We start from the raw sequence: 22127 nt of genomic DNA, 5'->3' as shown, positions 1-22127 counted from the left end.
CCTCATGCGTAATCCTCCAGCGGCCGCACTTCGGCCCGACGCAGCACCGTGTAGAGGAACGGCACGAACAGCAGCGTCGCGGGCGTCCCCAGCGCGATGCCGCCCATCACGGCGCGTGCCACGGCGGCGTTCTGTTCCGCGCCCTCGCCGTGGCCGAGCGCCATCGGGATGAGCCCGAGGAACATCGCGCCGGCCGTCATCAGCACCGGCCTCAGCCGGGTCTCCCCGGCAAGGATCGCCGCCTCCAGGGCACTGCATCCGGTGGCCTCGCGGTGTTCCTTGGCGAAGGTGACGAGCAGGATCGAGTTCGCGGACGCGATGCCCACCGACATGATCGCCCCGAACAGTGACGGAATCGAGAAGGTGGTGCCGGTGATGAACAGGCTTGCGACGATACCGCAGAAGGCCAGCGGCAGGGCGGCCAGCACCACGAAGGGATCGCCCCAGCTCTGGAAGTTGACCGCCATCAGGAGATAGACCGCCACCAGCGCGATCGAGAGCCCGATTCCCATACGGAAGAAGGCCGATTGCATGTTCTCGATCTGGCCGCGCACGGTGATCTTGTCGGGCGCCGGCAGGGTCTTCTGCTCCTCCTCCACGATCTGGCGGATCTCGCGCGCCACCGAGCCGAGGTCCGAATCCTGGACGGCGGCGTAGATGTTGAAGGTCGGCTGCGTGTTGACGTGGTTGATGACCGTTTGCGAGCCCTCGCGGCGCATCGTCGAGACGCTGGACAGGAGGGTGAGCACGCCGGGCGCGTCGCCGTTGGCGGCGACCTGGAGGGGCGTGTTCTGCAGGGCGGTGAGGGAATCGTTGCGGTACTCGGGGGTCTGGACCCAGAGCTGATAGGGGATGCCGGTCTTGGGGTCGGTCCAGAAGTTCGGCGTCACCTGGAAGGAGCCCGACAGGGAGACGTTCAGGGCCTGCCCGACCTGCTGCTGGGTGAGGCCGATCTCGGCGGCGAGCTGCCGGTCGACATCCACGAAGAACTGCGGCGTGCCGACGATTTGGTGCAGGCGCACGTCCACCGCGCCGCGGGTCTCCTTCAGGCGCCGGACGATGGCCTGGGCCGCCGCGAGATCCTTCTCGGTGTTGCGGCCGGAGACCTGGATGTCGATCTGCGCGATGGTCCCGAAGTTGAGGATCTGCGTGATGATGTCGGAGGGCTGGAAGTAGGCCACCACGTCGGGGAAACGCTCCCGCAGGACCTCGCGCAGGCGCTTGGTGTACTCCGCCACCGGGCCGTGGCCCTTCTTGAGGTTGATCAGCATCTGGCCGTCGTTGTAGGCGACGAAGGAGCCGTCCGAGAACGCGAAGTTGTAGTTGTTGGCCGGCAGGCCGAGGTTGATCAGGATCTGGTCGACCTCGCCTTCGGGGACGACCTCGCGCACCGTCGCCTCGACCGCCGCGAAGACCTGTTCGGCCGCCTCGATGCGCATGCCCGGGCGGGTGCGCAGGTGCAGCGTCATCTGGCTCGATTCGACCTGCGGGAAGTAGTCCTGGCCCACCACCGTGAAGAGGCCGGCGGTGCCGGCGAACAGGGCCGCGACCACCGCCAGCGTCGCGATCCGCCGGGCGAGCACGACGTGCAGCAGCCCGATGTAGCCGCGATGGAAGCGGGCGAACCAGGCCTCGAACCCTTGGCGGAAGCGACCGGCCAGGCGCAGGAGCGGGCCGAACACGACGCCGAGCGCCCTGGCGATTCGGCCCTGGCGCGGCAGGTCGCCCGCCTGCCCGTAGCGCTCGGCGAATTCGCGCGCCACCAGCACGTCGATGAGCACCGGCACGAGGGTCCGCGACAGCACGTAGGAGGTCAGCATCGCGAAGACGACTGCCAGCGCCTGGGGCGTGAACAGGTACTTGGGCGTATCGGCGAGCGCGAAGACCGAGACGAAGGCGACGCAGATCGACAGCGTCGAGATCAGCGCGGGCTTGGCGATGCCGGCCGCGCCCTCCACCACCGACTTGCGGAAGGGTTCGCCCTCCTCGAACATCCGGTGGGTGTTCTCGATGGCCACCGTGGCATCGTCGACGAGGATGCCGACGGCGAGCGCGAGCCCGCCCAGGGTCATGACGTTGATGGTCTCGCCCAGCGACGCCAGGATGGCGAGGGAGGTCAGGATCGAGAGCGGGATCGAGACCAGGACGACCAGGGTCGAGCGCCAGGAGCCGAGGAACAGGAGGATCGTCAGGCCGGTGAGGCTGGCCGCGATCACCGCCTCGTGGATCACGCCCTCGATCGCCGCTGAGACGAAGACCGACTGGTCGAACAATTCGCGCAGGGACATGCCCTCGGGGGCGGCCGCGCGGATGTCGGGCAGGGCCTTCTTGACGTTGTTGACGACATCCAGCGTCGAGGCGGTGCCGTTCTTGAAGACCCGCATCAGCACCGATTGGGCGCCGTCGGCCCGCACGACGTTGACCTGCGGCGGCCCGCCGTCGCGCACGAAAGCGACATCGCGCACCAGCACCGGCTGGCCCGACACCACCTTGATCGGGATGAGGTTGAGGGCGTCGATGGTATCGGGCGAGGCGTTGAGCTGGATCGGGTACTGCTGCTCGCCGATCTTGGCGAGGCCGGAGGGGATCGTGAGGTTCTGCGCGGTGATCGCGTTGGTGACGTCGACCGCGGTGAGACCGAGCGCCTGGAGCGCCTGCAGGTCGAGGTCGACCATCACCTGGCGCGGGGCGCCGCCGAAGGGGGAGGGCAGGGTCGAGCCCGGCACCTGGGTCAGGCGCTGGCGGATGCGGAACTGCGCGTAGTCGTTGACCTTGTTCAGACTGTCCTTGTCCGAGGTCAGCGACAGCTGGATCACCGGCACGGTGGAGGCCGAGAACCGTAGGACGATGGGTGGCTGCACCCCGGGCGGCATCGTCGAGCGGATGGAGTTCATCGCCGAGACGACCTGCGCGATGGCCAGATCGATGCTCACCGCCTGATCGAAGTACACCTTCTGGATCGCCGTACCCTGAAGGGTGGTCGATTCCATCCGGGCGATGTTGTTGACGTTGTTGGAGAGCGAAAACTCGGCGTAGGTGGTGATCCGCCGTTCCATCTCCGATGTGGAGAGGCCGTTGTAGGTCCACACCACCACCACCACCGGAATGTCGACGGTGGGTAGAACGTCCTTGGGCGCGACCACGACCGCCGCGGCCCCGCCGAGCATCATCAGCACGGCCAGGACGTAGATCGTGATGCGGAACTTCAGGGCGTACTGGACGAGGCCCATGGTATCCTCAGGGATCGCACGAGGGTCGGTGTTCGCATGGGAGCCCCGCCGATACAGCCCTGACGCGAGGTCGCAGGGGATGGACTATCACGTCATGGTTGTTCTTGCGCAAGCGAAATACCTGCACGTGAATAACCTATGGATACAAAATAAAAAATGATCCGAGATCGATAATACGGCGTGGTGTGCTCTGGCTGCCGTCGTCGTTTCAACGCACTTCGGTATATCGGTGGCGCAGGCGTGAGCACGATGTGCTGTGCAGTCCGCGTTCAACCCCCGTGCCGCGATGCGATCGTATTCCTCACGTCTTGTCCTCGCGATAGGGATTGCCTTGTCGTCGCTCGACGTTTCTCTCGCCCTGGCCGGCCCGAACCGGAAGCCGGAAGCGGGACAGGGGACATCGTCGGCCCAGAAGGGTGACGCCGCCGCCGGCGGTGAGAAGGACGTCGACACCGAGCACCTCTTCGGCTTCACGGAGGGTGCCGACGCGGGCGAGAAGGGCCAGCAGGAGGTCGTCGTCGACACCGTCGGCCGCATCGGCAAGCGGCGCTCCGATGCTGGCCCGTCGACCTACCGCGCCTTCAATACCCGCCTCGGATACCAGTTCGACCCCATCGATCGGCTGAGCATCGAGGTCAGCGCCTTCGGCGACGTGCGGCGGGTGCGCAATATCCTGGACCTCGACGACAAGTCCGCCGGTAGCTTCGACGGCGTCGGGATCGACGTGAAGTATCAGCTCCTCAAAGGCTCGGCCGACCAGCCCGTCGGGGTCGCCCTCGAAGTGAGGCCGCGCTTCGCCCGGGTCCTGCCGATCGAGGGCCGGGGCGCGGACATCTTCGATATCGAGACCCTGCTCGCCCTCGACGTGCAGATCGTGCCCAAGAAACTCTGGTACGGGACCAACATCAGTTTCGAGCCGGCGGTGGGACGGGAGCGCGGCACGAAGGACGGGTACCGTTCGTCGACCTTCCTGTGGTCCAACGCCCTGGTCGGGGAGGTCGCCCCCGACACGTTCCTCGGACCGGAGGTCCGGTACCTGCGCGGCTACGAGGGTGCCTTCCTCAATCGGCTGGAGACCGAGGTCGTCACCGTCGGGCCGGCCCTCCACCATCGCTTCACCGAGAAGGTCTGGGTGACGCTGGCCTACGCGGCGCAGGTGTGGGGCCGCGACACCGACCCCAGCCTGAAGGGACGCGCATCGGGCCTGAACCAGTTCGAACGGCACAACCTGCGCATCAAGTTCGGAATGGAGTTCTGAAGGCCGTCGCCTCGTCAGCAGCAGCGGAACCCGCCCGTGTTGCCGACGCCGAAGCGGGCGTTCTCCCGGTTGCGGAAGAACTCCTTCTGCGTCATCGGCGCCATGTCGGGGTGGGTGCGCCTGATGTGGGCGGCATAGGATTCGTAGTCGCCCTGGCCGACCATCAGGCGGGCGCCGTCGCAGACGCATTTCGAGAAGGTCTTGAGCCGCTCCCGCAATTCGGACGAGGACAGGGCCATGGCCTCACTCCGCCGCCGCCGGGACGGGCCCGGTCTCGAGGGCGGTCCAGCGGTCGGCGCGGTAGGCCTTGACGCAGGCCATGATGCCGAAGCTCACGATGGCGATGACGAGGCCGACGAACATCACCGCCAGCACCGCGTCGATCCGGTCGTTGAAGATGATCTGGTTCATTTGGTCGACGGTCTTGGCCGGCGCCAGCAGCTTGCCCTCCTGGAGGGCGGCGCTGAAGCGGTCGGCGTGGGCCAGGAAGCCGATGCGCGGATCGGCCGAGAAGATCTTCTGCCAGCCTGCGGTCAGGGTGCAGAGGCACAGCCAGGCCGTGGGCACGATGGTGATGATCGCGTAGCGGTGACGCTTCATCTTGAAGATCACCACGGTGGCGAGGGTGAGCGCCACGGCGGCCAGCATCTGGTTCGAGATGCCGAACAGCGGCCACAGGGTGTTGATGCCGCCGAGCGGATCGGTGACGCCCTGGTAGAGGAAGTAGCCCCAGGCCGCGACGCAGAGCGCGGTGGCCAGGATGCTCGGGACCCAGGCGGTGGTGTCCTTGAAGCGCGGCGAGGCGAGGCCGAGGAGATCCTGCAGCATGAAGCGCCCGGCCCGGGTGCCGGCGTCCACCGCGGTGAGGATGAACAGGGCCTCGAACAGGATCGCGAAATGGTACCAGAAGGCCATCATCGCCTTGCCGCCGATGGCCGAGGAGATGATGTGGGCCATGCCCACCGCGAGAGTCGGGGCGCCGCCGGCCCGCGAGACGATGGAGGTCTCGCCGACGTCCTTGGCGGTCTGGGTGATCGTCTCTGACGTGATCGGGAAGCCGAGGGCGGTCACCGCGGCGGCCGCGCTCTCGGAGGTCGTGCCGACCAGGGCGGTGGGGGCGTTCATCGTGAAGTAGACGCCCGGGTCGATCACCGAGGCCGAGACCAGGGCCATCACCGCGACGAAGCTCTCCATGAGCATGCCACCGTAGCCGATGAAGCGCACGTCGCGCTCGTTCTCGATGAGCTTCGGGGTGGTGCCCGACGAGATCAGGGCGTGGAAGCCGGAGACCGCGCCGCAGGCGATGGTGATGAACAGGAACGGGAACAGCTGGCCGGACCAGACCGGGCCGGTGCCGTCCACGAACTTCGTCACCGCCGGCATCTGGAGCTGGGGCGCCACCCAGGCGATGCCGATGGCGAGACCGACGATGGTGCCGATCTTGAGGAAGGTGGAGAGATAGTCGCGCGGCGCCAGCAGCAGCCACACGGGGAGGATCGAGGCGAAGAAGCCGTAGCCGATCAACATCCAGCACAGCTGCGGGCCGGTGAACGTGAAGGCCGGGCCCCAGGTCGGATGCTCGGCGACGCTGCCGCCGTAGACGATGGCGAGCATGAGCAGCACGAAGCCGATGATCGAGACCTCGCCGACCTTGCCCGGCCGGATGAAGCGCGAATAGACGCCCATCAGGAGCGCGATCGGGATCGTCGCCATGACGGTGAAGGTGCCCCAGGGGCTGCCGGCCAGCGCCTTGACGACGATGAGGGCCAGCACGGCGAGCAGGATCACCATGATCAGGAAGGTGCCGAACAGGGCGATGATCCCCGGAACCAGACCGAGCTCGGCCCGGATCAACTCTCCGAGCGAGCGTCCGTCGCGGCGCATCGAGACGAACAGGATCATCGCGTCCTGCACCGCGCCGGCAAACACGACGCCGGCCAGGATCCAGAGGAGGCCGGGCAGGTAGCCCATCTGCGCGGCGAGCACCGGACCGACCAGGGGACCCGCTCCGGCAATGGCCGCGAAATGGTGACCGAACAGGACGTTGCGGTTGGTCGGGACGTAATCGAGCCCGTCGTTGAGGCGATAGGCCGGCGTCTGGCGCCGGGGGTCGAGCCGCATCACGTGCTCGGCGATGTAGAGCGAGTAGTAGCGGTAGGCGATCAGGTAGACGCAGACCGCCGCCACCACGATCCACAGGGCGTTGATCGTCTCGCCGCGGGTGGTCGCCACCACGGCCAGCGCGGCCGCGCCCAGCGCGCCGACGAGGGCCCACGGCCCGTGTTTCCCGATCGCACCCATCGACGTCCCGCTCCGGCGACCCGTCTCGCCGGCGGGCCGTGAAACGGCGTTGTCGCCCACATTCGTAGGGAAGGCCAGACGTCCCGGACACCGGTCGCGACAGCCGGTCCGCCGTTGTCAGTCCGAGACGATCACCCGGTTCGGCAGTTCGTCGCCATCGCCGGGCGCCGCCGGCAGATCGGTGGCGAGAATGACGCCGACCCGTTCCACGGCGGCCGCGAGGCCCGCTCCGAGGGTGCCGCGGCCGGCCGCGGAGGACAGGTCCGCCACCACGCCGTGCCAGGTTCCCGGCGGTACGGCTATGCCGGTATCGGCGACGATCTCGGCATGCCGCTCGGCCAGGGAGACGTAGAGGAGGACGCCGGTCCGGGCCCGTGTCGCAGCCAGCCCACGGGTCCGGAACTCCCGCATCGCCGCCTCGCGCACCCGTCCCCGACGGATGGCGCGCGGCATGATCCACAGGCGTACACGTTCGTCGAAGGTGGCGAGCAGGATCGCAAGGGCGACGCCGACCTGGACCAGGGCGATCGAGGAGGCACTGAGGGCGGTGAAGGCGATCAGCGGCCACGGCACGCAAAGGGCACCGAGCAAGGCGAGCGCCGGAGCCAACGAGCGATAGAGGCCGGCGCGGGCGCAGAGCATCACGACGATCTCGCCGCTGGTGGCGGCCTCGGCCCGTGCGATCGCCTCGGCGATGCAACGCCGGTCGGTCTCCGAGAGGGGGGCTCGAAGGGGGGTATGCCGGCTACCAGTCACCCGAAGCCCCTCCACCGCCGGACGACCCGCCGCCACCCGAGAAGCCGCCGCCCGAGAATCCCCCGCCTCCGGAGAAGCCGCCGCTCCAGCCGCCCGAGGACGGCGTCGGGAAGATCATGATCCCGCCGGGGCCGCGCCCTCGCGGTCCGCCGGGGCGGTTGTTCATGCGCCAGACCACGAAGACGATCCCGAGGATGAGAACGATCCAGAACACGACATCGCCGGCACCCACCGTATCATCGCGGACCTGCGGAGCGCGGCGCTGCCACTGCTCGGCGTCGCCGCTCAGGATCGAGAGCATGGCGTCGACGCCCGCCTCGATGCCGCCGGCAAAATCGCCCTGCTTGAACTTGGGTGTGATCGCGGTGGCGATGATGACCTTGGAGAGCGCGTCCGTCAGCGCCCCCTCGAGGCCGTATCCGACCTCGATGCGGACCTTGCGGTCGTTGGGTGCCACGATGAGGAGAGCGCCGTTGTCGGTCTTGACCTGTCCGATCTTCCAGTGTCGGAACAAGCGGTTGGCGTAATCCTCCACGGTGAGCCCGTCGAGGCCGGCCACCGTGGCGACCACGACCTGATCGGAGGTCTTGTCCTCGTAGGCCTTGAGCTTGGCCTCGATGCCGGCCTTGGCCTCCGGTGCGAGGATGCCGGCGGCGTCCACGACCCGGCCGGAGAGGGCGGGGAAATTGGGCCCGGGGGCCTGCGCGGAACCGGGGGCCTGCGCGGAACCGAGGGAGCCGACGAACAGGACGCCGATCAGCGCCAGGACCGGCGCGAGCCCGACCCGGATCCCCTGCCGCGTGAAGCCGCGCATCGGCGCGCTAGAACTTCACGGACGGCGGCTTTTCGGCGTTCGGGGTCGCCGCGAAAGTCTCCATGGGCTTGGACTCCGGGTAGAACCAGGAGGCGATCCAGCGTCCGGGAATGGTGCGGATCTCGGTGTTGTAGGCCTGGACCGCGCCGATGTAGTCGCGTCGCGCGACCGCGATGCGGTTCTCGGTGCCCTCCAGCTGCGACTGCAGCGCGAGGAAGTTCTGGTTCGACTTGATGTCGGGATAGCGCTCCACGGTCACGAGCAGGCGGCCCAGGGCGCCCGAAAGCTGATTCTGCGCATCCTGGAATTCCTTGAACTTGGCGGGGTCGCTGATGGTGGAGGCATCCACCTTGACGCTCGAGGCCTTGGCCCGCGCCTCGGTGACGCCGACGAGGACGTCCTTTTCCTGCTGCGCGTAGCCCTTCACGGTCTCGACGAGGTTCGGGATCAGGTCGGCACGGCGCTGGTATTGGTTCTGGACCTCGCTCCAGGAGGATTTCGCGCTCTCCTCCAGGGTCGGAACCCGGTTGATCGCACCGCAGCCCGAGAGGCCCGTCGCGAGCGTGAAGAGGGCCAGAGCGGCGCAGACCCGCGCCAGCGGCGAACGCCCGCTCGTCAAACGGAACGGGCGGGAAAGACCGAGCGCGCCTGGACGCATGGATGACACTCCTACGAGGCGCTGCGGCGCCGCCGTCATCACAGATGGGGCTGCGGCGGCCCGCCGCAACCGTTCGATCCCGGAAACCTGGACCGGTTGACAATCGCAGGCCGTTCGGTGCGCTGTGCCGGCCATGGATGAGACTCCTCCATCTCCGAAGGCCGAGAAGCCGCGGGTCGCCATCGTCTACTGTACGCAGTGCCAATGGCTGTTGCGGGCGGCCTGGATGGCGCAGGAACTCCTGTCGACCTTTCGCGACGAAATCGGCGAGGTCGCCCTGGTCCCGGCATCGGGCGGCGCCTTCGTCATCACCTGCGCCGGCGAGCCGATCTGGGACCGGACGACAGACGGCGGCTTTCCCGACGTCAAGACGCTCAAGCAGAGGGTGCGCGACCGCCTCGCACCGGGGCGAGACCTCGGCCATGTCGACAGGGCCGCTCCGGCTCCCGGGACCCAAGGGGAAGCGCCGGGAGACCGACCATGACCTCGGGTGCCGATCCCTCGGCCACCCCTCCCTTCGTGCCGCCCCGGCGGCGCTGGACGCGGGCGGCGTTGGGCGAAACCGCCGAGCGGGTCCGCCGGCGGGGATTCTCGACGCAGGTCTACCTCATCCTGCTGGTGATCGCCCTGATCGGGCCGGGCCTGCTGTTCACCGCAATCCTGCTGGTGCGATACGCCGCCACCGAACGGGCGCGTTTCGAGCAGGATGCTCGGGAGAACGTGCGCAGCATCGCCCTCTCGGTCGACCGCGACACCGCCGGCCTCGTCTCGGTCCTGCAGACGTTGGCGACCTCGCAGCGCCTGCGCGACGGCAACTTCGACAGCTTCGACGCGCAGGCGCGGCTCGTGCGCGACGCCGTCGGCCTCGAGATCCTACTGCGCCGGCCCGATGGGCAGCAGGTCGTCAACACCGCCGTGCGCCGCGGCGCGCCGATGCCGTCGAGCGCCCTGCCGTTCGACCGGGAGGTCGCCGCCGGCAGCCAACGCGCCGTTGTCTCGGGCGTGATCCCGGGGCCGATGCCCGGCGAGGCGACCTATGCCGTGGCGGTGCCCGTGCACAACGAGGGCGAGATCGGGTTCATTCTCAGTTTCGCCGTGCCCGCCGGGCGTCTTCAATCCATCATCGCCCGCGAAGCCGTCGAGGGCTGGATGACCGGCATCTCGGACCGCGAAGGCATCGTCCTCGCGCGCATTCCGGATCCGGAATCCATCGTCGGGCGCGCCCGCCTGTCCACGCTGCGCCAGAACCAGACCGAGACCCCCGGGGTGTGGGAGGGCAAGGATCGGCGCATGAAGCCCGTCACCGTCGTCGAGGCGCGCTCGCGCCTCACCGGCTGGAATGTCAGCACCGTGATCCCCCAGGCCCTGGTGGAGGCGCGCCTGCGCAACTGGATCTGGGCCTTCGGGGGGTTCGGCCTCCTCGTGCTGGCGACCTCCTCGATCCTGGCCGTCCACCTGTGGTCGCGGGTGGCGCGCCCGTTGAGGCGGCTCGCCGCCACCGGGCCGGCGCTGGCCCGCGGCGAGGCGATCCCGCGCATCACGTCCCCGATCCAGGAGATCCGCCGCCTCGGCGACGTGCTGGCGGATGCCTCGCTGCGCCTGCGCACCCGCGAGGACGAACGCGACCGCGCCCTCGCCGAGACCCAGCGGGGCCTCAGCGCACTGAAGGAGAGCGAAGCCCGCTTCCGTCACATGGCGGATTCGGCCCCGGCCCTGATCTGGATGACCGACGAGCGGGCCGAGATCAATTTCGCCAACATGCATTTCGACCACCTGTTCGGGCAGCCCGCCTCCGCCCTGAGCGAGGAGGGCTGGAACCGGATCGTCCATCCCGACGACCAGCCCGGCTTCGCGGCACTGTTCTCGGAGGCCTTCGCGAGCCGGCAACCGTTCCGGGCCGAAGTCCGGGTGCTCGACCGCGACGGCATCGTGCGCTGGCTGCGCTGCGAGGGCGTGCCGCGCCTCGACGATACCGGCGCCTTCCTCGGCTACACCGGCTGCAACGTCGACATCACCGACGCCAAGAGGGCCGAGGAGCACCTCCTCCTCCTGATCCACGAATTGAACCACCGGGTGAAGAACACCCTGGCGACGGTGCAGTCGATCGCCACGCAGTCCCTGCGCCGCCTCGACGGCCCGGAGGCCTCGGCCGCCCGGGAGGCTTTCGAGGCGCGCCTCTTGGCGTTGGCGCGGGTCCACGACGTCCTGACCCGCGAGAACTGGGACGGGGCCGAACTGCGCGCCGTGGTGGCGGATGCGATCGCGCCGCTGCATGCCGGCGACGGACAGAGGGCCCGCTTCGTCGTCGACGGCCCCACCCTGCGCCTGCCACCGCGGCTGGCCCTCTCCATCGCCATGGCCCTGCACGAACTCGGGACCAACGCCGTCAAATATGGGGCGCTCTCCAACGAGCAGGGCACGGTGTCGATCACCTGGACCGTCGACCGCCATCCCGAGACCCGCCTGAACCTGCGCTGGGCGGAGAGCGGCGGCCCGCCCGTCGCGCCGCCGACCCGCACCGGCTTCGGCTCGCGCCTGATCGAACGCAGCCTCGCGCGCGAACTGGCGGGCGATGTGCAACTCACCTTCGCGCAGGGCGGGGTCGTCTGCTCGATCGTCGTGCCGATCCCGCCGCCCACCGCCATGGACCGGCGCATGCGCGGCCTGCCGCTTCCCACGGAGACGCCGCTGCCGCTCTCGGCTTGACCGACGGTCGTACAGATCGGGCAGTCCCGCCGCCTCGGGGCGCGAACGATTTCGCGCGAGACGCGCGGTTCGGCGGGAACGGAGAGAAAGCTTGACCGTTCACGGTGCGATGCTTGCCCGACGCAGGGATCGCGACGAGACCTGCGACCCACCGAACGCCGAACAGCGTGAAACGTCGGCGCGCCGACGCGAACCTGCACGGGCCGGGCTGGACCCGACCACCCGCTAGACGATCCCTTCTTCGATCCGGGCTCAAGGAATGCCGATGCCGATCAAGTTTGTTCTCGCTGCCGCCCTCGCGCTCGCCCTCACCGGGGGCGCCGAGGCGCAGGGTCTGGTTCGCGGCGCCGAACAGGGCGCTGCCGCGGGCCGGGCCACCGGCGGCCCCATCGGGGAGATCGTCGGCGGCGCCATCGGCGCCGCGGCCGGTACCGTCAACGGCATCCTCGGCATCGACGATCGGCCCCGCTTCCGCACCTATGTGCAGGGCGAGCGCCGGAGGTCGTACGTCTACGATGGCGACGTCAGGGTCGGCACCGTCCTGCCGTCCGATGGCGTGAGCTACTACGACGTCCCCGACGACTACGGTGCCCGCGGCTATCGCTACACCATCGTCAACGACCGCACCGTCCTCGTGGAGCGCGGCACCGGCCGCATCGTCGACGTCATCGACTGACGCCGACCGGCTCCCGCGGTCTCAACCGGGGCCGCGGGCGCTCACAGGGAAGGGCGATGTGCCACCGGGCCGGAGCCTTTCCGGTCCGTCGCAGCCGGCACGATCGCGAGGCGGCCATCAGCCGCGGCGCAGCGCCTCGAGCACCTTCGCCCCGGGGCGGCCGGTGGCGGGCATGCCGAGACTGCGCTCGACCTCCTTGATGGCGTCGCGTGTCTTGGAGCCGACCTTGCCGTCCGGCTCGCCGACGTCGTAGCCGCGCTTGGTCAGGCGGACCTGAAGGTCGCGGCGCTCGGCGCGCGACAGCGGCGGATCGTCGGTGGGCCATTCGGCCTGGATTCCGCCGCGTCCGCGCAGGCGATCGGACAGCACCGCGATGGCGAGGCCGTAGGATTCGGCGGCGTTGTAGGAATAGAGCGCGTCGAAGTTCCTGGTCACCAGGAACGCCGGACCGTCGACGCCCGCGGGCAGCAGGATTCCGGCCGGGCCTTCTCCGGCGAGTGGCTTGCCGTCGATGCGGGTGACCCCGAGGGAGGCCCAATGGCCGATCGGCTTCTTGTTCTTGCGCCCGGCCGCCCCGGCGTTGAAGCCCCGCGGCACGCGGACCTCGTAGCCCCAGGGCTGGCCGTTGTTCCACTTGGCCACGCGCAGGAAGTTCGCCGTCGAGGCGACGGCGTCGGGCACCGAATCGACGAGGTCGCGCCGCCCGTCGCCGTCACCGTCGACGGCGAGGCGCTGGAAGGTGGTGGGCATGAACTGGGTCTGGCCGAAGGCGCCGGCCCAGGACCCGTTGAGGCGCGAGGGATCGATGTCGCCGCGCTCGATGATCTTCAAGGTGGCCATCAGCTCGCCCTTGAAGAAGTCGCGCCGGCGGTGGTTGGCGCAGATCAGGGTGGCGAAGGATTGCACCAGCGGCATCTTGCCGAGGTTCTTGCCGAAGTTGGATTCGACGCCCCACACCGCCGCGATGGTGAAGCGGTCGACGCCGTAGCGGGCCTCGGCATTGGCCAGCGCCTGGGCGTGCTGGCGCATCGCCGCCTTGCCGTCGTCGACCCGCTCCTCGTCCACCAGCGCCGCCATGTAGTCCCAGATCGGCGTCTTGAACTCCGGCTGGGCCTGGGAGAGCTCGAGGACCTTCGGATCGTGCGCGATGCCGGCGGTCGCAGCGCGAAACGTCTGGGCCGAGATGCCCTGCGCGGCGGCCTGGGATTGGAGGCCGGCGAGGCAATCCTGGAAATCGGCACGGGCCGCCGGCGCGGTGCCGGCGCCCGCGAGACAGAGGAGGGCGGTCAGTGTCGCGCGCGGCGTCATGGGGCTGTCTCCGGAGCGGATGCGGGTTTGCCCACCGTTAAGGCGTGCCCATGGTAAACGAACCGTGAGCACGACCGATCTCACGCCCAGCCGCGGGCGGCGATCGTTTCCTCGTAGGCATCGATGGCCGGGGCCCGCTTGAGCGTCAGCCCGATCTCGTCGAGGCCGTTGAGGAGGCTCTCCTTGCGGCCCGGGTCGATGTCGAAACGCAGGGTTCCGCCGTCCGGTCCCTTGATGGTCTGAGCCTCCAGATCCACCGACAGGGTGGCGTTGGCGCCGCGCTCGGCATCCTCGAACAGCTTTTCCAGGTCTTCGGGCGAGACCACGATCGCCAGGATGCCGTTCTTGGCGCAGTTGTTGAAGAAGATGTCGGCAAAGCTCGTGGAGATCACGCAGCGGATACCGAAGTCGGTCAACGCCCACGGCGCGTGCTCGCGGGACGAGCCGCAGCCGAAATTGTCGCCGACGACGAGGATCTTGGCGTTCCGGTAGGCCGGCTGGTTGAGGACGAAGTCGGGATTCTCGGAGCCGTCGTCGCGATAGCGCATCTCGGAAAACAGGCCCTTGCCGAGCCCGGTGCGCTTGATCGTCTTGAGATACTGCTTGGGGATGATCCGGTCGGTATCGACGTTGATGATCCGCATGGGTGCCGCGACACCCTCCAGCGTGGTAAACTTGTCCATCGGTCGCTCGCGCCATCGGAGGAGCCGTCCGGGCTCCCGGGTGCGGCGGGTTCTAAGCGGGTTCCGTAAAAGAGCCCAGGGGTTTTGCGATCCGACCCCGTGGCGGCGCTTTTCTCGAAGCGCGGGGGACGGAACCGGGCGGCAAGCACAGGCCCCGTCTCGCCGTCGTCGTCGCCAAGCCCTATGGTCGGTGGCGCGCAGCCAAACGCAGGGGGATGCGATGACCGACAGCAGCAGCCAGTTCAAGAAGGCGCCCAAGCGCAAGAAGGAGAAGACGCGGGTCGTGTCCGTGTCGCCCGAGATGCGTCAGGCCTATGCCGACCTCATCAAGGAGCGGGAGGCCCGCGAGGATTACGCCAAACACCTGCCGGCCTCCGACCGCGGCCGGTGAGCCAAGGGCGTCCGAGAGCGGGCGCCACAAAAACGGCCGAATGACACCGGACTTGACGAGGGCGGCAACGACGGCGCCGCGACCATTCCGTCGTCCTTGCCGTGAGGAAGCCCCGCCCCGGTCACCCTGCCGTTCCGTCCTCGTCCGAGGATCCGAGTGGAGACCGAGAGAGGGATCGTCGCGTCCCGCGGGAGCGTCAGGAAAGCCAAGCGATGAGTCTGGACGAGGTCAAGCAGGACGAGCGGGTCCGCCAAGTCGTCGACATCGAGAGCGAGCGGAGGCCCGACCTGCAGCGTGACGCGCAGGTGGTGACCCCGATCGTCGATCGTCGGCTGCCGGCGCTGCTGCGCAGGGCACGCGACCGCCTCGACTGGTCGCGGATCCCGCGCCTGCCGGAGCCGTCGACCAAACCGGTCAACATCGGACGCTCGCTGCTCAAGCAGTTCGGGCTGTTCGTGCTCCTGCCCACCGCCATCATCGCGCTCTATCTCTTCGCGATCGCGTCCGACCAGTACGTCGCCGAAGCGCGCTTCGCCATTCGTGGCAACGTCGAGCCGATGGGTGACGTCGCGCTGGGCGAGTTCACGACCCTGATCAAGAAGCACAACAGCCAGGACAGCTTCATCGTCAAGGACTTCATCGGCAGCCAGAATTTGGTGGAACAGCTGGAGAAGTCGCTCTCCCTCTCGCAGTTGTACTCGCGGCCCGAGGCGGATTTCTGGGCCCGCTACTGGGGGTATTCGGCGATCGAGTACCTGACCCGTTACTGGAACCGGCAGGTGGCGGCGCATATCGACGTGATCTCGGGCGTCATCACCCTGACGGTGCGCGCCTTCACGCCCCAGGACGCGCTCACCATCTCGAAGGCGGTACTCACTCGCTCCGAACAGCTGATCAACGACATCTCCCAGCGTGCCCAGGCCGACATGCTCAAGCAGGCCGAGATCGAGACCGGCAAGGTCCAGGCGCGGCTGCGCAAGGCCTACATCGGCCTCCAGGAGTTCCGGAACCGCTGGGGAATCATCGATCCGGTCAAGTCCGCCGAGGCGACGGCGACCACCCTGCTGTCCCTGCGCCGCGACAAGCTGAAGGCGGAATCCGACATTCAGGTCCTGCGCGGATCGAACCTCGACGAGAAGTCGCGGAGCATCCAGACCCTGGCCGCGACCATCACCGCCATCGACCAGCAGATCCGTCAGCTGCAGGAACAGCTCACCACCGACGGCCTCACCGCCGGCGCATCCACCAACATGACCCAGGCCCTCCTGGAATACGAAGGGCTCATGGTCGAGCGCACCATCGCGGAAAAGCTCAACGAATCGGCCAACTTCATCCTCGACAAGGCGCGAGTCGAGGCGAGCAAGCAGCACGTCTTCCTGGCGACCTTCGTGGAGCCGTCGCTGCCCGACGCCTCGCTCTATCCCCGCCGGCCCTACACGGTGATCGTCGCGTTCTTCTGCTTCCTGGTGGTGTGGTCGTCGTGCGCCCTCATCATCGGCGGCCTCAAGGACCAGCGCCTCTAGGGTTTTGGTCGAAGCCGAGACTCATGTGTCACCGCGGCATCGGAGCAGCCACCGCTCCGATCGCGACGCGAGGGGAGCCCACCGCCGGCCATGTCCGATTTCACCGATCTCGTCGCCCGTGCGGTCAACCCGTCGATGTCGCGCGAGGAGCGCGACGACGTCTACCGCGTCGTCAAGCAAGCGCTCCTGCGCCTCCAGGAGCGGGAGGGGCTCGACCCGGCCGATCCGCGGACCGCGCTGCAACAGCACCTCGTCGAGGAAACCATCCGCGACGTGGAGGCCGACATCGGCAAGATTCTCTCGATGCAGAAGCTGGAGCGCGCCTTCGCGGCACAGAACGCGAGCAACGACGCGGGGCTCTGAGCCGCGACCTGCGGGTCGCCTCTCTCCCTGACGGCGTGGCGCGACCCCGGGGCGGGATCGGCGTCGCGTTTGCCGCCGGCGGTCTCCAACCCGTGGGCGGAGTACGTGCCCTCAGCCGTAGGCTGCCATGCGCACTCCGCCCGGCTCGGCGACGGGAAGGCCGGCGTCGCCGTATTCGTTGAGCTTGTTGCGCAGGGTCCGGATTGAGATCCCGAGGATCTTGGCCGCATGGGTGCGGTTGCCCAGGCAATGGTCGAGGGTATCGAGGATGAGCTCGCATTCGACCTGCGCCACCGTGCGCCCGACGAGGCCGCGGGTGGCGGCCTCCGCCACCTGGGCGGCGCGTTCCACCGGACCGATCGGGGCCGCGGCGAGGGATTCCCCCTCCGGCGTGAGGATGGCGTCGGGTCCGATCTCGGACCCGCTGGCGAGCAGGACCGCCCGGTGCAGGGTGTTCTCGAGTTCGCGCACGTTGCCCCGCCACGGGTTCTCCCGGACGAGTCCTTGCGCCTCGCGGCTCAGGGGCCGCACCGGCAGGCCGTTCACCTCCGCGTACTTGCGGGCGAAATGGCCCGCGAGTTCGAGGATGTCGGCCGGACGCTCGCGCAGCGGCGGCAGGCGCAGGTGCACGACGTTGAGCCGGTAGAACAGGTCCTCGCGAAAGGTGCCCTTCCTGACCTCGTCGAGGAGGTTGCGGTTCGAGGTGGCGAGCACCCGGATGTCGACCTTGACCGGGGCCGAGCCGCCGACGCGGTCGATCACCCGCTCCTGCAGGGCGCGCAGCAGCTTGGATTGCAGCCGCACGTCCATCTCCGAGATCTCGTCGAGGAGGAGGGTGCCGCCGTGGGCCTCCTCGAAACGGCCGATCCGGCGGGCGACGGCGCCGGTGAAGGCGCCCTTCTCGTGGCCGAACAGCTCGGATTCGAGCAGCGCCTCGGGGATCGCGGCGCAGTTGACCGACACGAAGGGGCGCGCGCGCCGGTTCGAGGTCTGGTGGACGTGGCGGGCCAGCACCTCCTTTCCGGTGCCGCTCTCGCCGGTGATGAGCACCGAGGCCTCAGAGCGGGCGACCTGCTCGGCGAGGCGCACCACTTTCTCCATCGAGGCGTCGCGCCAGACGAAGGCGCGGCCGTCCTCGGAGACGGCCTGCAGCACCGCCGCGATCAGTTCGGGGTCGGGGGGGAGGGGGATGTACTCCTTGGCGCCGGCCTGGATCGCCGCCACCGCCGCCTTGGCGTCCGTGGCGACGCCGCAGGCGACGACCGGCGTGCGGATGCGCTCGTCGGCGAGTGCCGCCACGAGGTCGCGGATGCTCAAGGAGACGTCGATCATCACGAGGTCGGCGCCCTTGGCGCGCAGCACCGCCAACCCCTGCTCGATGCCGTCGGCGTGAGTCACCGCCGCGCCCCGGTTCATGGCGATCTTGGAGGCGGTGACGAGCTCGCCGTTGAGCCGTCCGATGATCAGAAGCCGCATGGCGGTCTATCCTTGGTCGAGGGCCTGGAGCGGCCGTCTGCGCGATGGTCGGAGCGTCGAGCGGTCAGTCGTCGCTCTTGATGATCTCGGTCATGGTGACGCCCAGGCGCTCCTCGACCAGCACGACCTCGCCGCGGGCGACGAGGCGGTTGTTCACGAAGATGTCGATGGCCTCGCCGACCTTGCGGTCGAGTTCGAGCACGGCGCCGGGCTGGAGCCGCAGGAGGTCGCCGATCGGCATCCGCGAGGACCCCAGCACCGCCGAGACCACCACGGGCACGTCGAAGACCTGCTCCAGGTCCGAAGCGCTCTTGGGCGTGGTGGGCGCGTCGCGGATCGACTCGGTGCCGAGACCGTCGAAGGAGGCGTCGCCGCCATTGAGCTGAGGCAGGCTGAAATCGTCGGCGGACATGGGGGCTCGCGGGTGTGTCAGACGGGAGGGGAGGGGCTGGGCTGGCCGAGGGATTCGAGGACGGCGGCTTCGATGCGGGCGCGATCGCGCACCACGCCGCCGTCGGCCCATTCCATGCGGGCGTCGCCGGGTGCCATGTGCGGCTCGCCGAGGACGACGAGCCGGCCCTCGAAGCCGCGCTCGCGCGCGAGGCGCTTCACCAGGGCCTCGGCCTCGTCGAGCAGGCTGTCGTGGACCCGCACCACGAGGTGGGGAACGCCGCGCAGGTGCTGGAGGGCGGCGCGGGCCGCATCGGCGATCGCCTCGAGCGGCTGGGAATCGAGGGCGTCGCCGGCGATCTTGCGCGCCAGCGCCATGGCGAAGGCGATCGCCTCGGCCTCGCGCTCGGCGTCGCGGGCATCGGCTTGGCCGAGGAGCCCGGCGGCGGCGAGGCCGAGGCGGGTGAGGGCGTCGGCCATCCGCGCCTGCGCCTGCCGCTCGGCCTGGGCGCGCCCCTCCTGGACGCCGCGGGCATGGGCCTGCGCCACGGCCTGCGCCAGGGCGGCGGCCTCCTTCTCGGCGGCGGCGCCGCTGTCGGGCCGGCGGAAGTCGTTGTCGAACAGGAAGCGATGGGCGTTCAATAGACCAGCTCCTCTTCGCCGCTCGACTTGGCGATCATGATCTCGCCCTTCTCGGCGAGCTCCTTGGCGAGCTCGGTCATCTTGGCCTGCGCCTCGTCGACGTCCTTGAGGCGGATGGGACCGAGGGAGCCCATCTCGTCGGTGATGTTCTTGGCCGCGCGGGTGGACATGTTGCCGAGGAAGAAGCTGCGCACGCGCTCGTCGGCGCCCTTGAGGGCGCGGCAGAGGGTGTCGTTGTCGACCTTGCGCAGCAGCGTCTGGACGCTGCCCGGATCGAGCTTGAGCAGATCCTCGAAGGTGAACATGAGCTGGCGGATCTTCTTGGCCGCCCCCCGGTTCGCCTGGTCGAGGGCCGAGAGGAACCGTCCTTCGGTCTGGCGGTCGAAGGCGTTGAAGACGTCGGCCATGAGTTCGTGGGCGTCGCGCCGGGTGGTCTGGGCGATGGTGGAGACGAACTCCACCCGCAGCGTCTCCTCGATGTGGCGCAGCGCCTCCTTCTGCACCGTCTCCATCCGCAGCATGCGGTTGAGGACGTCGATGGCGAAGTCCTCCGGCAGGATGGTGAGCACCTTGGCGGCGTATTCCGCCCGGACCTTCGAGAGCACCACGGCCACGGTCTGGGGGTATTCGTTGCGCAGGAACGAGGCCAGGATCTCGGGATCGATCTGGGTGATGCTGCCCCAGACCCGCTTGGCGCTGGCGCCCTTGATCTCCGCCATGATCGAGGAGACCTGGTCCTGCGGGAAGATCTTGAGCAGGAGCGACTCGGTCCGCTCGAAGTTCGAGGTGATGCCGCCGCCCGAGGACAGCCGCGACACGAAGTCGACGATGAGCTTCTCCACCGTCTCGGCCTCGAGGGAGCCGAGCTGGACCATGGCGTGCGAGACCTTCTTGATCTCGTCCTCCTCCAGCATCTGCCAGATCGGCGCGCCTTCGGTGTCGCCGAGCAGCAGCAGGAGTGCCGCGGCGCGCTGGGCGCCGGGCATGTTGGCAAAGCCGTCGCCGCCGAGCTGGGCGAGTTCCTTGGCGACGTTCAAACCCGAGGCCATACCATCAACTCCAGGAACTCATGACGGACATCGTCGACAGAGTGGGCACCACCGCGTTCAATTCTCCTGAATCCAGTTGCGGATGACCTCGACGGTCTCGCCGGGGCTGGCACGCACCATGTCGACCACCCGCTGGACGGTCTCGGCCTGGACCTTGCCGTTGAGCTGGGCGAAATCGACGAGCTGCGCGGTCTTGTTCTCGCGCGAGACCATCGCTTCGCCCTCGGGGCCGGGAAGGCCGCCGGCGAGCACGAGGCGGGCCGGCAGGGGTTCCGGGGTCAGAACCCGGCGCACCAGCGGCCGCACCACGGCCAGGAGAACCACCAGGGTGAGCATGGCGAGCACGGCGAGCTCGACGATGCGCAGCACGTCTTCCTTCGTGGGGGAGAGGAACGACTGCACCAGGGAGGGCTCGATGAACTCGGGCGTGGCCGGCGTCTCGGCAAAGCGCAGGTTGACCACCTCGACCTGGTCGCCGCGGCCCTTGTCGAAGCCGATCGCCGACCGCACCAGGGCGGCGATGCGGTCCATCTCGGCTGCCGGCCGCGGCTGGTAGCTCGGCCTGCCGTCGGCACCGGGCACGTAGGCGCCGTCCACCACGACGGCCACCGAAAGGCGCTTGATGCGGCCGCCTTCCAGGAGCTCGGTCTTGGTGACGCGCGAGATCTCGTAGTTGGTGGTCTCCTCGTTCTTGTTGGAGGCGTCCCTGGGCCCCGGCACCGCGCCGGGCTTCTCGGCCCCGGGCAGCTCGTTGCCCACGGTGGTGGCGCCCTCGGCGGCGCTGGTCTGCGAGGTCTCGCTGCGGGTCTGGGTGGAGCGCACCACCCGGCTCTCGGGATCGAAGGTCTCCGAGCGGCTCTCGATGCGCTGGGTATCGAGCTGGGCGTTCACCTGGATGCGGGCGCGGCCCTGGCCGACGATGCCCGCCACGATCTCCTCGATCTGCGAGCGCAGGCGGCGCTCGATCCCGGTCTGCTTCTCCTCCATGCCGGCACCGGTCTCGGCCTCGGCGCCACGGGCGCCATCGGCCAGCAGGCGTCCGCGCTCGTCGACGATGGAGATGCGCTCGGGCTTGAGCCCCTCCACGGCGGAAGCCGCCAGGTGCCGGATCGCCCGCACCTGAGAGGCGTCGAGGTCGCCCATCAGCTTCAGGATGATCGACGCGCTCGGGGCTTCCCGGTCGCGCTCGAACAGGCGCCGCTCGGGCATGACGAGGTGGACGCGGGCGGCCTGGACCCGGCCGATGGCGCGGATCGAGCGCGACAGCTCCCCTTCGAGCGCGCGCAGATGGTTCACGTTCTGGACGAAGTTGGTGGACGAGAAGGCATCGCCCTTGTCGAAGATCTCGTAGCCGACGCCGGTGGCGCTCGGCAGGCCCTTGCCGGCGAGATCCATGCGCAGGCGCGGCAGGTCGGCGCGCGGGGCCATGATCGTCTGCCCGGCATCGCCCTTGGTCTCGTAGCGGATGCCGCGCGTGTCGAGGTCGCGGATGACGGCGCTGGAATCCTGCATCGAGAGGTCGGCGAACAGGACGCCCATGTCGGGCTTGGAGACCCGCAGGATCACGAAGGCGAAGAAGCCGACCAGCGTCAGGGTGACGGCCGCCATGGCGGCGAGGCGCGCCGGCCCCAGCTTGGTCACCAGTTCGAGGACCGATTTCACGACGCGACCAACCCACCCGTCCGAGCCTGGCGGCTCACCCGCCCGGCTCGGCAAAATTTGCCCAGGCCGTGGTTAGCGTGTGGTTAACGAATGGGCGGATCGCGGCCGGGCAGCCGCGAAATCGGCCGATACGGTTGCCCGGCGGTTCGGCCGAACCCGAAAAGAGCGGACCTGCCACAGGACGGCCCCTTGGTCGCCCGCAGGTCACGCTCCCCACGAGGCCGTTAGGCGCAGGCGAGGA

Annotated in this window: 20 protein-coding genes; 7 read left to right on the top strand and 13 right to left on the bottom strand. The window is 68.9% G+C overall.

Translation table 11 applies throughout. The features are described 5' to 3' along the window. Positions 1-2: 2 nt before the first annotated feature. On the bottom strand, positions 3-3230 hold the full coding sequence (locus ASG40_RS08850; protein ID WP_055883781.1) for an efflux RND transporter permease subunit: 3228 nt from the start codon (positions 3228-3230) through the stop codon (positions 3-5). Between the two features lie 331 nt (positions 3231-3561). On the opposite strand from ASG40_RS08850, the gene ASG40_RS08845 reads away from it, so the two are divergent. After that, complete coding sequence (locus ASG40_RS08845) at positions 3562-4488, top strand: hypothetical protein (RefSeq protein ID WP_244480573.1); 927 nt, start codon at positions 3562-3564, stop codon at positions 4486-4488. A gap of 14 nt (positions 4489-4502) precedes the next feature. Here ASG40_RS08845 and ASG40_RS08840 read toward each other — a convergent pair whose 3' ends face one another. The 5 genes from ASG40_RS08840 to ASG40_RS08820 form a co-directional block, all read right to left on the bottom strand. After that, positions 4503-4727: a YbdD/YjiX family protein gene (locus ASG40_RS08840; protein WP_055883778.1), complete on the bottom strand. Its 225-nt coding sequence runs from the start codon at positions 4725-4727 to the stop codon at positions 4503-4505. A 4-nt stretch (positions 4728-4731) separates the two neighbouring features. Continuing rightward, positions 4732-6789 (bottom strand): carbon starvation CstA family protein, encoded by a 2058-nt coding sequence (locus ASG40_RS08835; RefSeq protein ID WP_055883775.1) that lies wholly within the window; start codon positions 6787-6789, stop codon positions 4732-4734. Positions 6790-6906: 117 nt separating this feature from the next. After that, on the bottom strand, positions 6907-7545 hold the full coding sequence (locus tag ASG40_RS08830; protein WP_055884671.1) for a TPM domain-containing protein: 639 nt from the start codon (positions 7543-7545) through the stop codon (positions 6907-6909). Continuing rightward, the gene (locus ASG40_RS08825; protein ID WP_082523982.1) at positions 7535-8359 is read right to left on the bottom strand and encodes a TPM domain-containing protein; all 825 of its coding nucleotides are present in this window, start codon (positions 8357-8359) and stop codon (positions 7535-7537) included. Before ASG40_RS08825 ends, ASG40_RS08830 begins: the two co-directional genes overlap by 11 nt. A gap of 7 nt (positions 8360-8366) precedes the next feature. Then, positions 8367-9017 carry a LemA family protein gene (locus ASG40_RS08820; RefSeq protein WP_055883774.1) on the bottom strand — a complete coding sequence of 217 codons (651 nt, stop codon included), beginning with the start codon at positions 9015-9017 and terminating at the stop codon, positions 8367-8369. 133 nt (positions 9018-9150) lie between these two features. Here ASG40_RS08820 and ASG40_RS08815 point away from each other — a divergent pair, with 133 nt between their 5' ends. From ASG40_RS08815 to ASG40_RS08805, 3 genes are all read left to right on the top strand, one after another. Beyond that, positions 9151-9501 carry a SelT/SelW/SelH family protein gene (locus ASG40_RS08815; RefSeq protein WP_055883770.1) on the top strand — a complete coding sequence of 117 codons (351 nt, stop codon included), beginning with the start codon at positions 9151-9153 and terminating at the stop codon, positions 9499-9501. Further along, positions 9498-11723, top strand: coding sequence for a sensor histidine kinase (locus ASG40_RS08810; protein ID WP_082494581.1), 2226 nt, complete (start codon positions 9498-9500; stop codon positions 11721-11723). Before ASG40_RS08815 ends, ASG40_RS08810 begins: the two co-directional genes overlap by 4 nt. Positions 11724-11988: 265 nt before the next feature. Beyond that, positions 11989-12399, top strand: a complete 411-nt coding sequence (locus tag ASG40_RS08805) for a DUF1236 domain-containing protein (RefSeq protein ID WP_055884658.1) — start codon at positions 11989-11991, stop codon at positions 12397-12399. Positions 12400-12516: 117 nt separating this feature from the next. Here ASG40_RS08805 and ASG40_RS08800 read toward each other — a convergent pair whose 3' ends face one another. Both ASG40_RS08800 and leuD read right to left on the bottom strand, forming a co-directional pair. Beyond that, on the bottom strand, positions 12517-13707 hold the full coding sequence (locus tag ASG40_RS08800) for a lytic murein transglycosylase (protein WP_055883768.1): 1191 nt from the start codon (positions 13705-13707) through the stop codon (positions 12517-12519). Positions 13708-13787: 80 nt separating this feature from the next. Further along, positions 13788-14390: a 3-isopropylmalate dehydratase small subunit gene (leuD, locus tag ASG40_RS08795; RefSeq protein ID WP_055883764.1), complete on the bottom strand. Its 603-nt coding sequence runs from the start codon at positions 14388-14390 to the stop codon at positions 13788-13790. Positions 14391-14610: 220 nt separating this feature from the next. Between leuD and ASG40_RS21665 the strand changes: the two genes are divergently transcribed. From ASG40_RS21665 to ASG40_RS08785, 3 genes are all read left to right on the top strand, one after another. Continuing rightward, positions 14611-14781: a hypothetical protein gene (locus ASG40_RS21665; protein ID WP_165700238.1), complete on the top strand. Its 171-nt coding sequence runs from the start codon at positions 14611-14613 to the stop codon at positions 14779-14781. A gap of 212 nt (positions 14782-14993) precedes the next feature. Next, positions 14994-16304, top strand: a complete 1311-nt coding sequence (locus ASG40_RS08790) for a hypothetical protein (protein ID WP_055883760.1) — start codon at positions 14994-14996, stop codon at positions 16302-16304. A 90-nt stretch (positions 16305-16394) separates the two neighbouring features. Next, positions 16395-16667 (top strand): hypothetical protein, encoded by a 273-nt coding sequence (locus ASG40_RS08785; protein ID WP_055883754.1) that lies wholly within the window; start codon positions 16395-16397, stop codon positions 16665-16667. A gap of 111 nt (positions 16668-16778) precedes the next feature. Here ASG40_RS08785 and flbD read toward each other — a convergent pair whose 3' ends face one another. The 5 genes from flbD to fliF all read right to left on the bottom strand — a co-directional run bounded on the left by flbD (position 16779) and on the right by fliF (position 21886). Beyond that, a complete protein-coding gene (gene flbD, locus ASG40_RS08780) occupies positions 16779-18143 on the bottom strand; it encodes a sigma-54-dependent transcriptional regulator FlbD (protein WP_055883751.1) in 1365 nt (454 codons plus the stop codon). 64 nt (positions 18144-18207) lie between these two features. Beyond that, entirely contained in the window at positions 18208-18555 is a 348-nt protein-coding gene (gene fliN, locus ASG40_RS08775; protein ID WP_055883750.1) for a flagellar motor switch protein FliN, read from the bottom strand. 17 nt (positions 18556-18572) lie between these two features. Further along, the gene (locus tag ASG40_RS08770) at positions 18573-19175 is read right to left on the bottom strand and encodes a FliH/SctL family protein (protein ID WP_055883743.1); all 603 of its coding nucleotides are present in this window, start codon (positions 19173-19175) and stop codon (positions 18573-18575) included. Beyond that, positions 19172-20224: a flagellar motor switch protein FliG gene (gene fliG, locus ASG40_RS08765; protein ID WP_055883739.1), complete on the bottom strand. Its 1053-nt coding sequence runs from the start codon at positions 20222-20224 to the stop codon at positions 19172-19174. The genes ASG40_RS08770 and fliG overlap by 4 nt, the downstream gene beginning before the upstream one ends. A gap of 57 nt (positions 20225-20281) precedes the next feature. Then, entirely contained in the window at positions 20282-21886 is a 1605-nt protein-coding gene (gene fliF / locus ASG40_RS08760; RefSeq protein WP_055883736.1) for a flagellar basal-body MS-ring/collar protein FliF, read from the bottom strand. Positions 21887-22127: the final 241 nt, after the last annotated feature.

The organism is Methylobacterium sp. Leaf399, assembly GCF_001424525.1.
Classification (GTDB): Bacteria; Pseudomonadota; Alphaproteobacteria; order Rhizobiales; family Beijerinckiaceae; genus Methylobacterium.
Note: the sequence above shows the minus strand (reverse complement) of the source record. Positions and strands in the feature narration are given on the sequence as shown.

Coding starts and splice junctions, on each gene's coding strand:
- ASG40_RS08840 (WP_055883778.1), bottom strand. CDS start 4,727: ATGGCCCTGTCCTCGTCCGAATTGCGGGAGCGGCTCAAGACCTTCTCG.
- ASG40_RS08810 (WP_082494581.1), top strand. CDS start 9,498: ATGACCTCGGGTGCCGATCCCTCGGCCACCCCTCCCTTCGTGCCGCCC.
- ASG40_RS08815 (WP_055883770.1), top strand. CDS start 9,151: ATGGATGAGACTCCTCCATCTCCGAAGGCCGAGAAGCCGCGGGTCGCC.
- ASG40_RS08790 (WP_055883760.1), top strand. CDS start 14,994: ATGAGTCTGGACGAGGTCAAGCAGGACGAGCGGGTCCGCCAAGTCGTC.
- ASG40_RS08835 (WP_055883775.1), bottom strand. CDS start 6,789: ATGGGTGCGATCGGGAAACACGGGCCGTGGGCCCTCGTCGGCGCGCTG.
- ASG40_RS08805 (WP_055884658.1), top strand. CDS start 11,989: ATGCCGATCAAGTTTGTTCTCGCTGCCGCCCTCGCGCTCGCCCTCACC.
- fliG (WP_055883739.1), bottom strand. CDS start 20,224: ATGGCCTCGGGTTTGAACGTCGCCAAGGAACTCGCCCAGCTCGGCGGC.
- ASG40_RS21665 (WP_165700238.1), top strand. CDS start 14,611: ATGACCGACAGCAGCAGCCAGTTCAAGAAGGCGCCCAAGCGCAAGAAG.
- ASG40_RS08800 (WP_055883768.1), bottom strand. CDS start 13,707: ATGACGCCGCGCGCGACACTGACCGCCCTCCTCTGTCTCGCGGGCGCC.
- ASG40_RS08820 (WP_055883774.1), bottom strand. CDS start 9,017: ATGCGTCCAGGCGCGCTCGGTCTTTCCCGCCCGTTCCGTTTGACGAGC.
- ASG40_RS08785 (WP_055883754.1), top strand. CDS start 16,395: ATGTCCGATTTCACCGATCTCGTCGCCCGTGCGGTCAACCCGTCGATG.
- fliN (WP_055883750.1), bottom strand. CDS start 18,555: ATGTCCGCCGACGATTTCAGCCTGCCTCAGCTCAATGGCGGCGACGCC.
- leuD (WP_055883764.1), bottom strand. CDS start 14,390: ATGGACAAGTTTACCACGCTGGAGGGTGTCGCGGCACCCATGCGGATC.
- ASG40_RS08850 (WP_055883781.1), bottom strand. CDS start 3,230: ATGGGCCTCGTCCAGTACGCCCTGAAGTTCCGCATCACGATCTACGTC.
- flbD (WP_055883751.1), bottom strand. CDS start 18,143: ATGCGGCTTCTGATCATCGGACGGCTCAACGGCGAGCTCGTCACCGCC.
- ASG40_RS08825 (WP_082523982.1), bottom strand. CDS start 8,359: ATGCGCGGCTTCACGCGGCAGGGGATCCGGGTCGGGCTCGCGCCGGTC.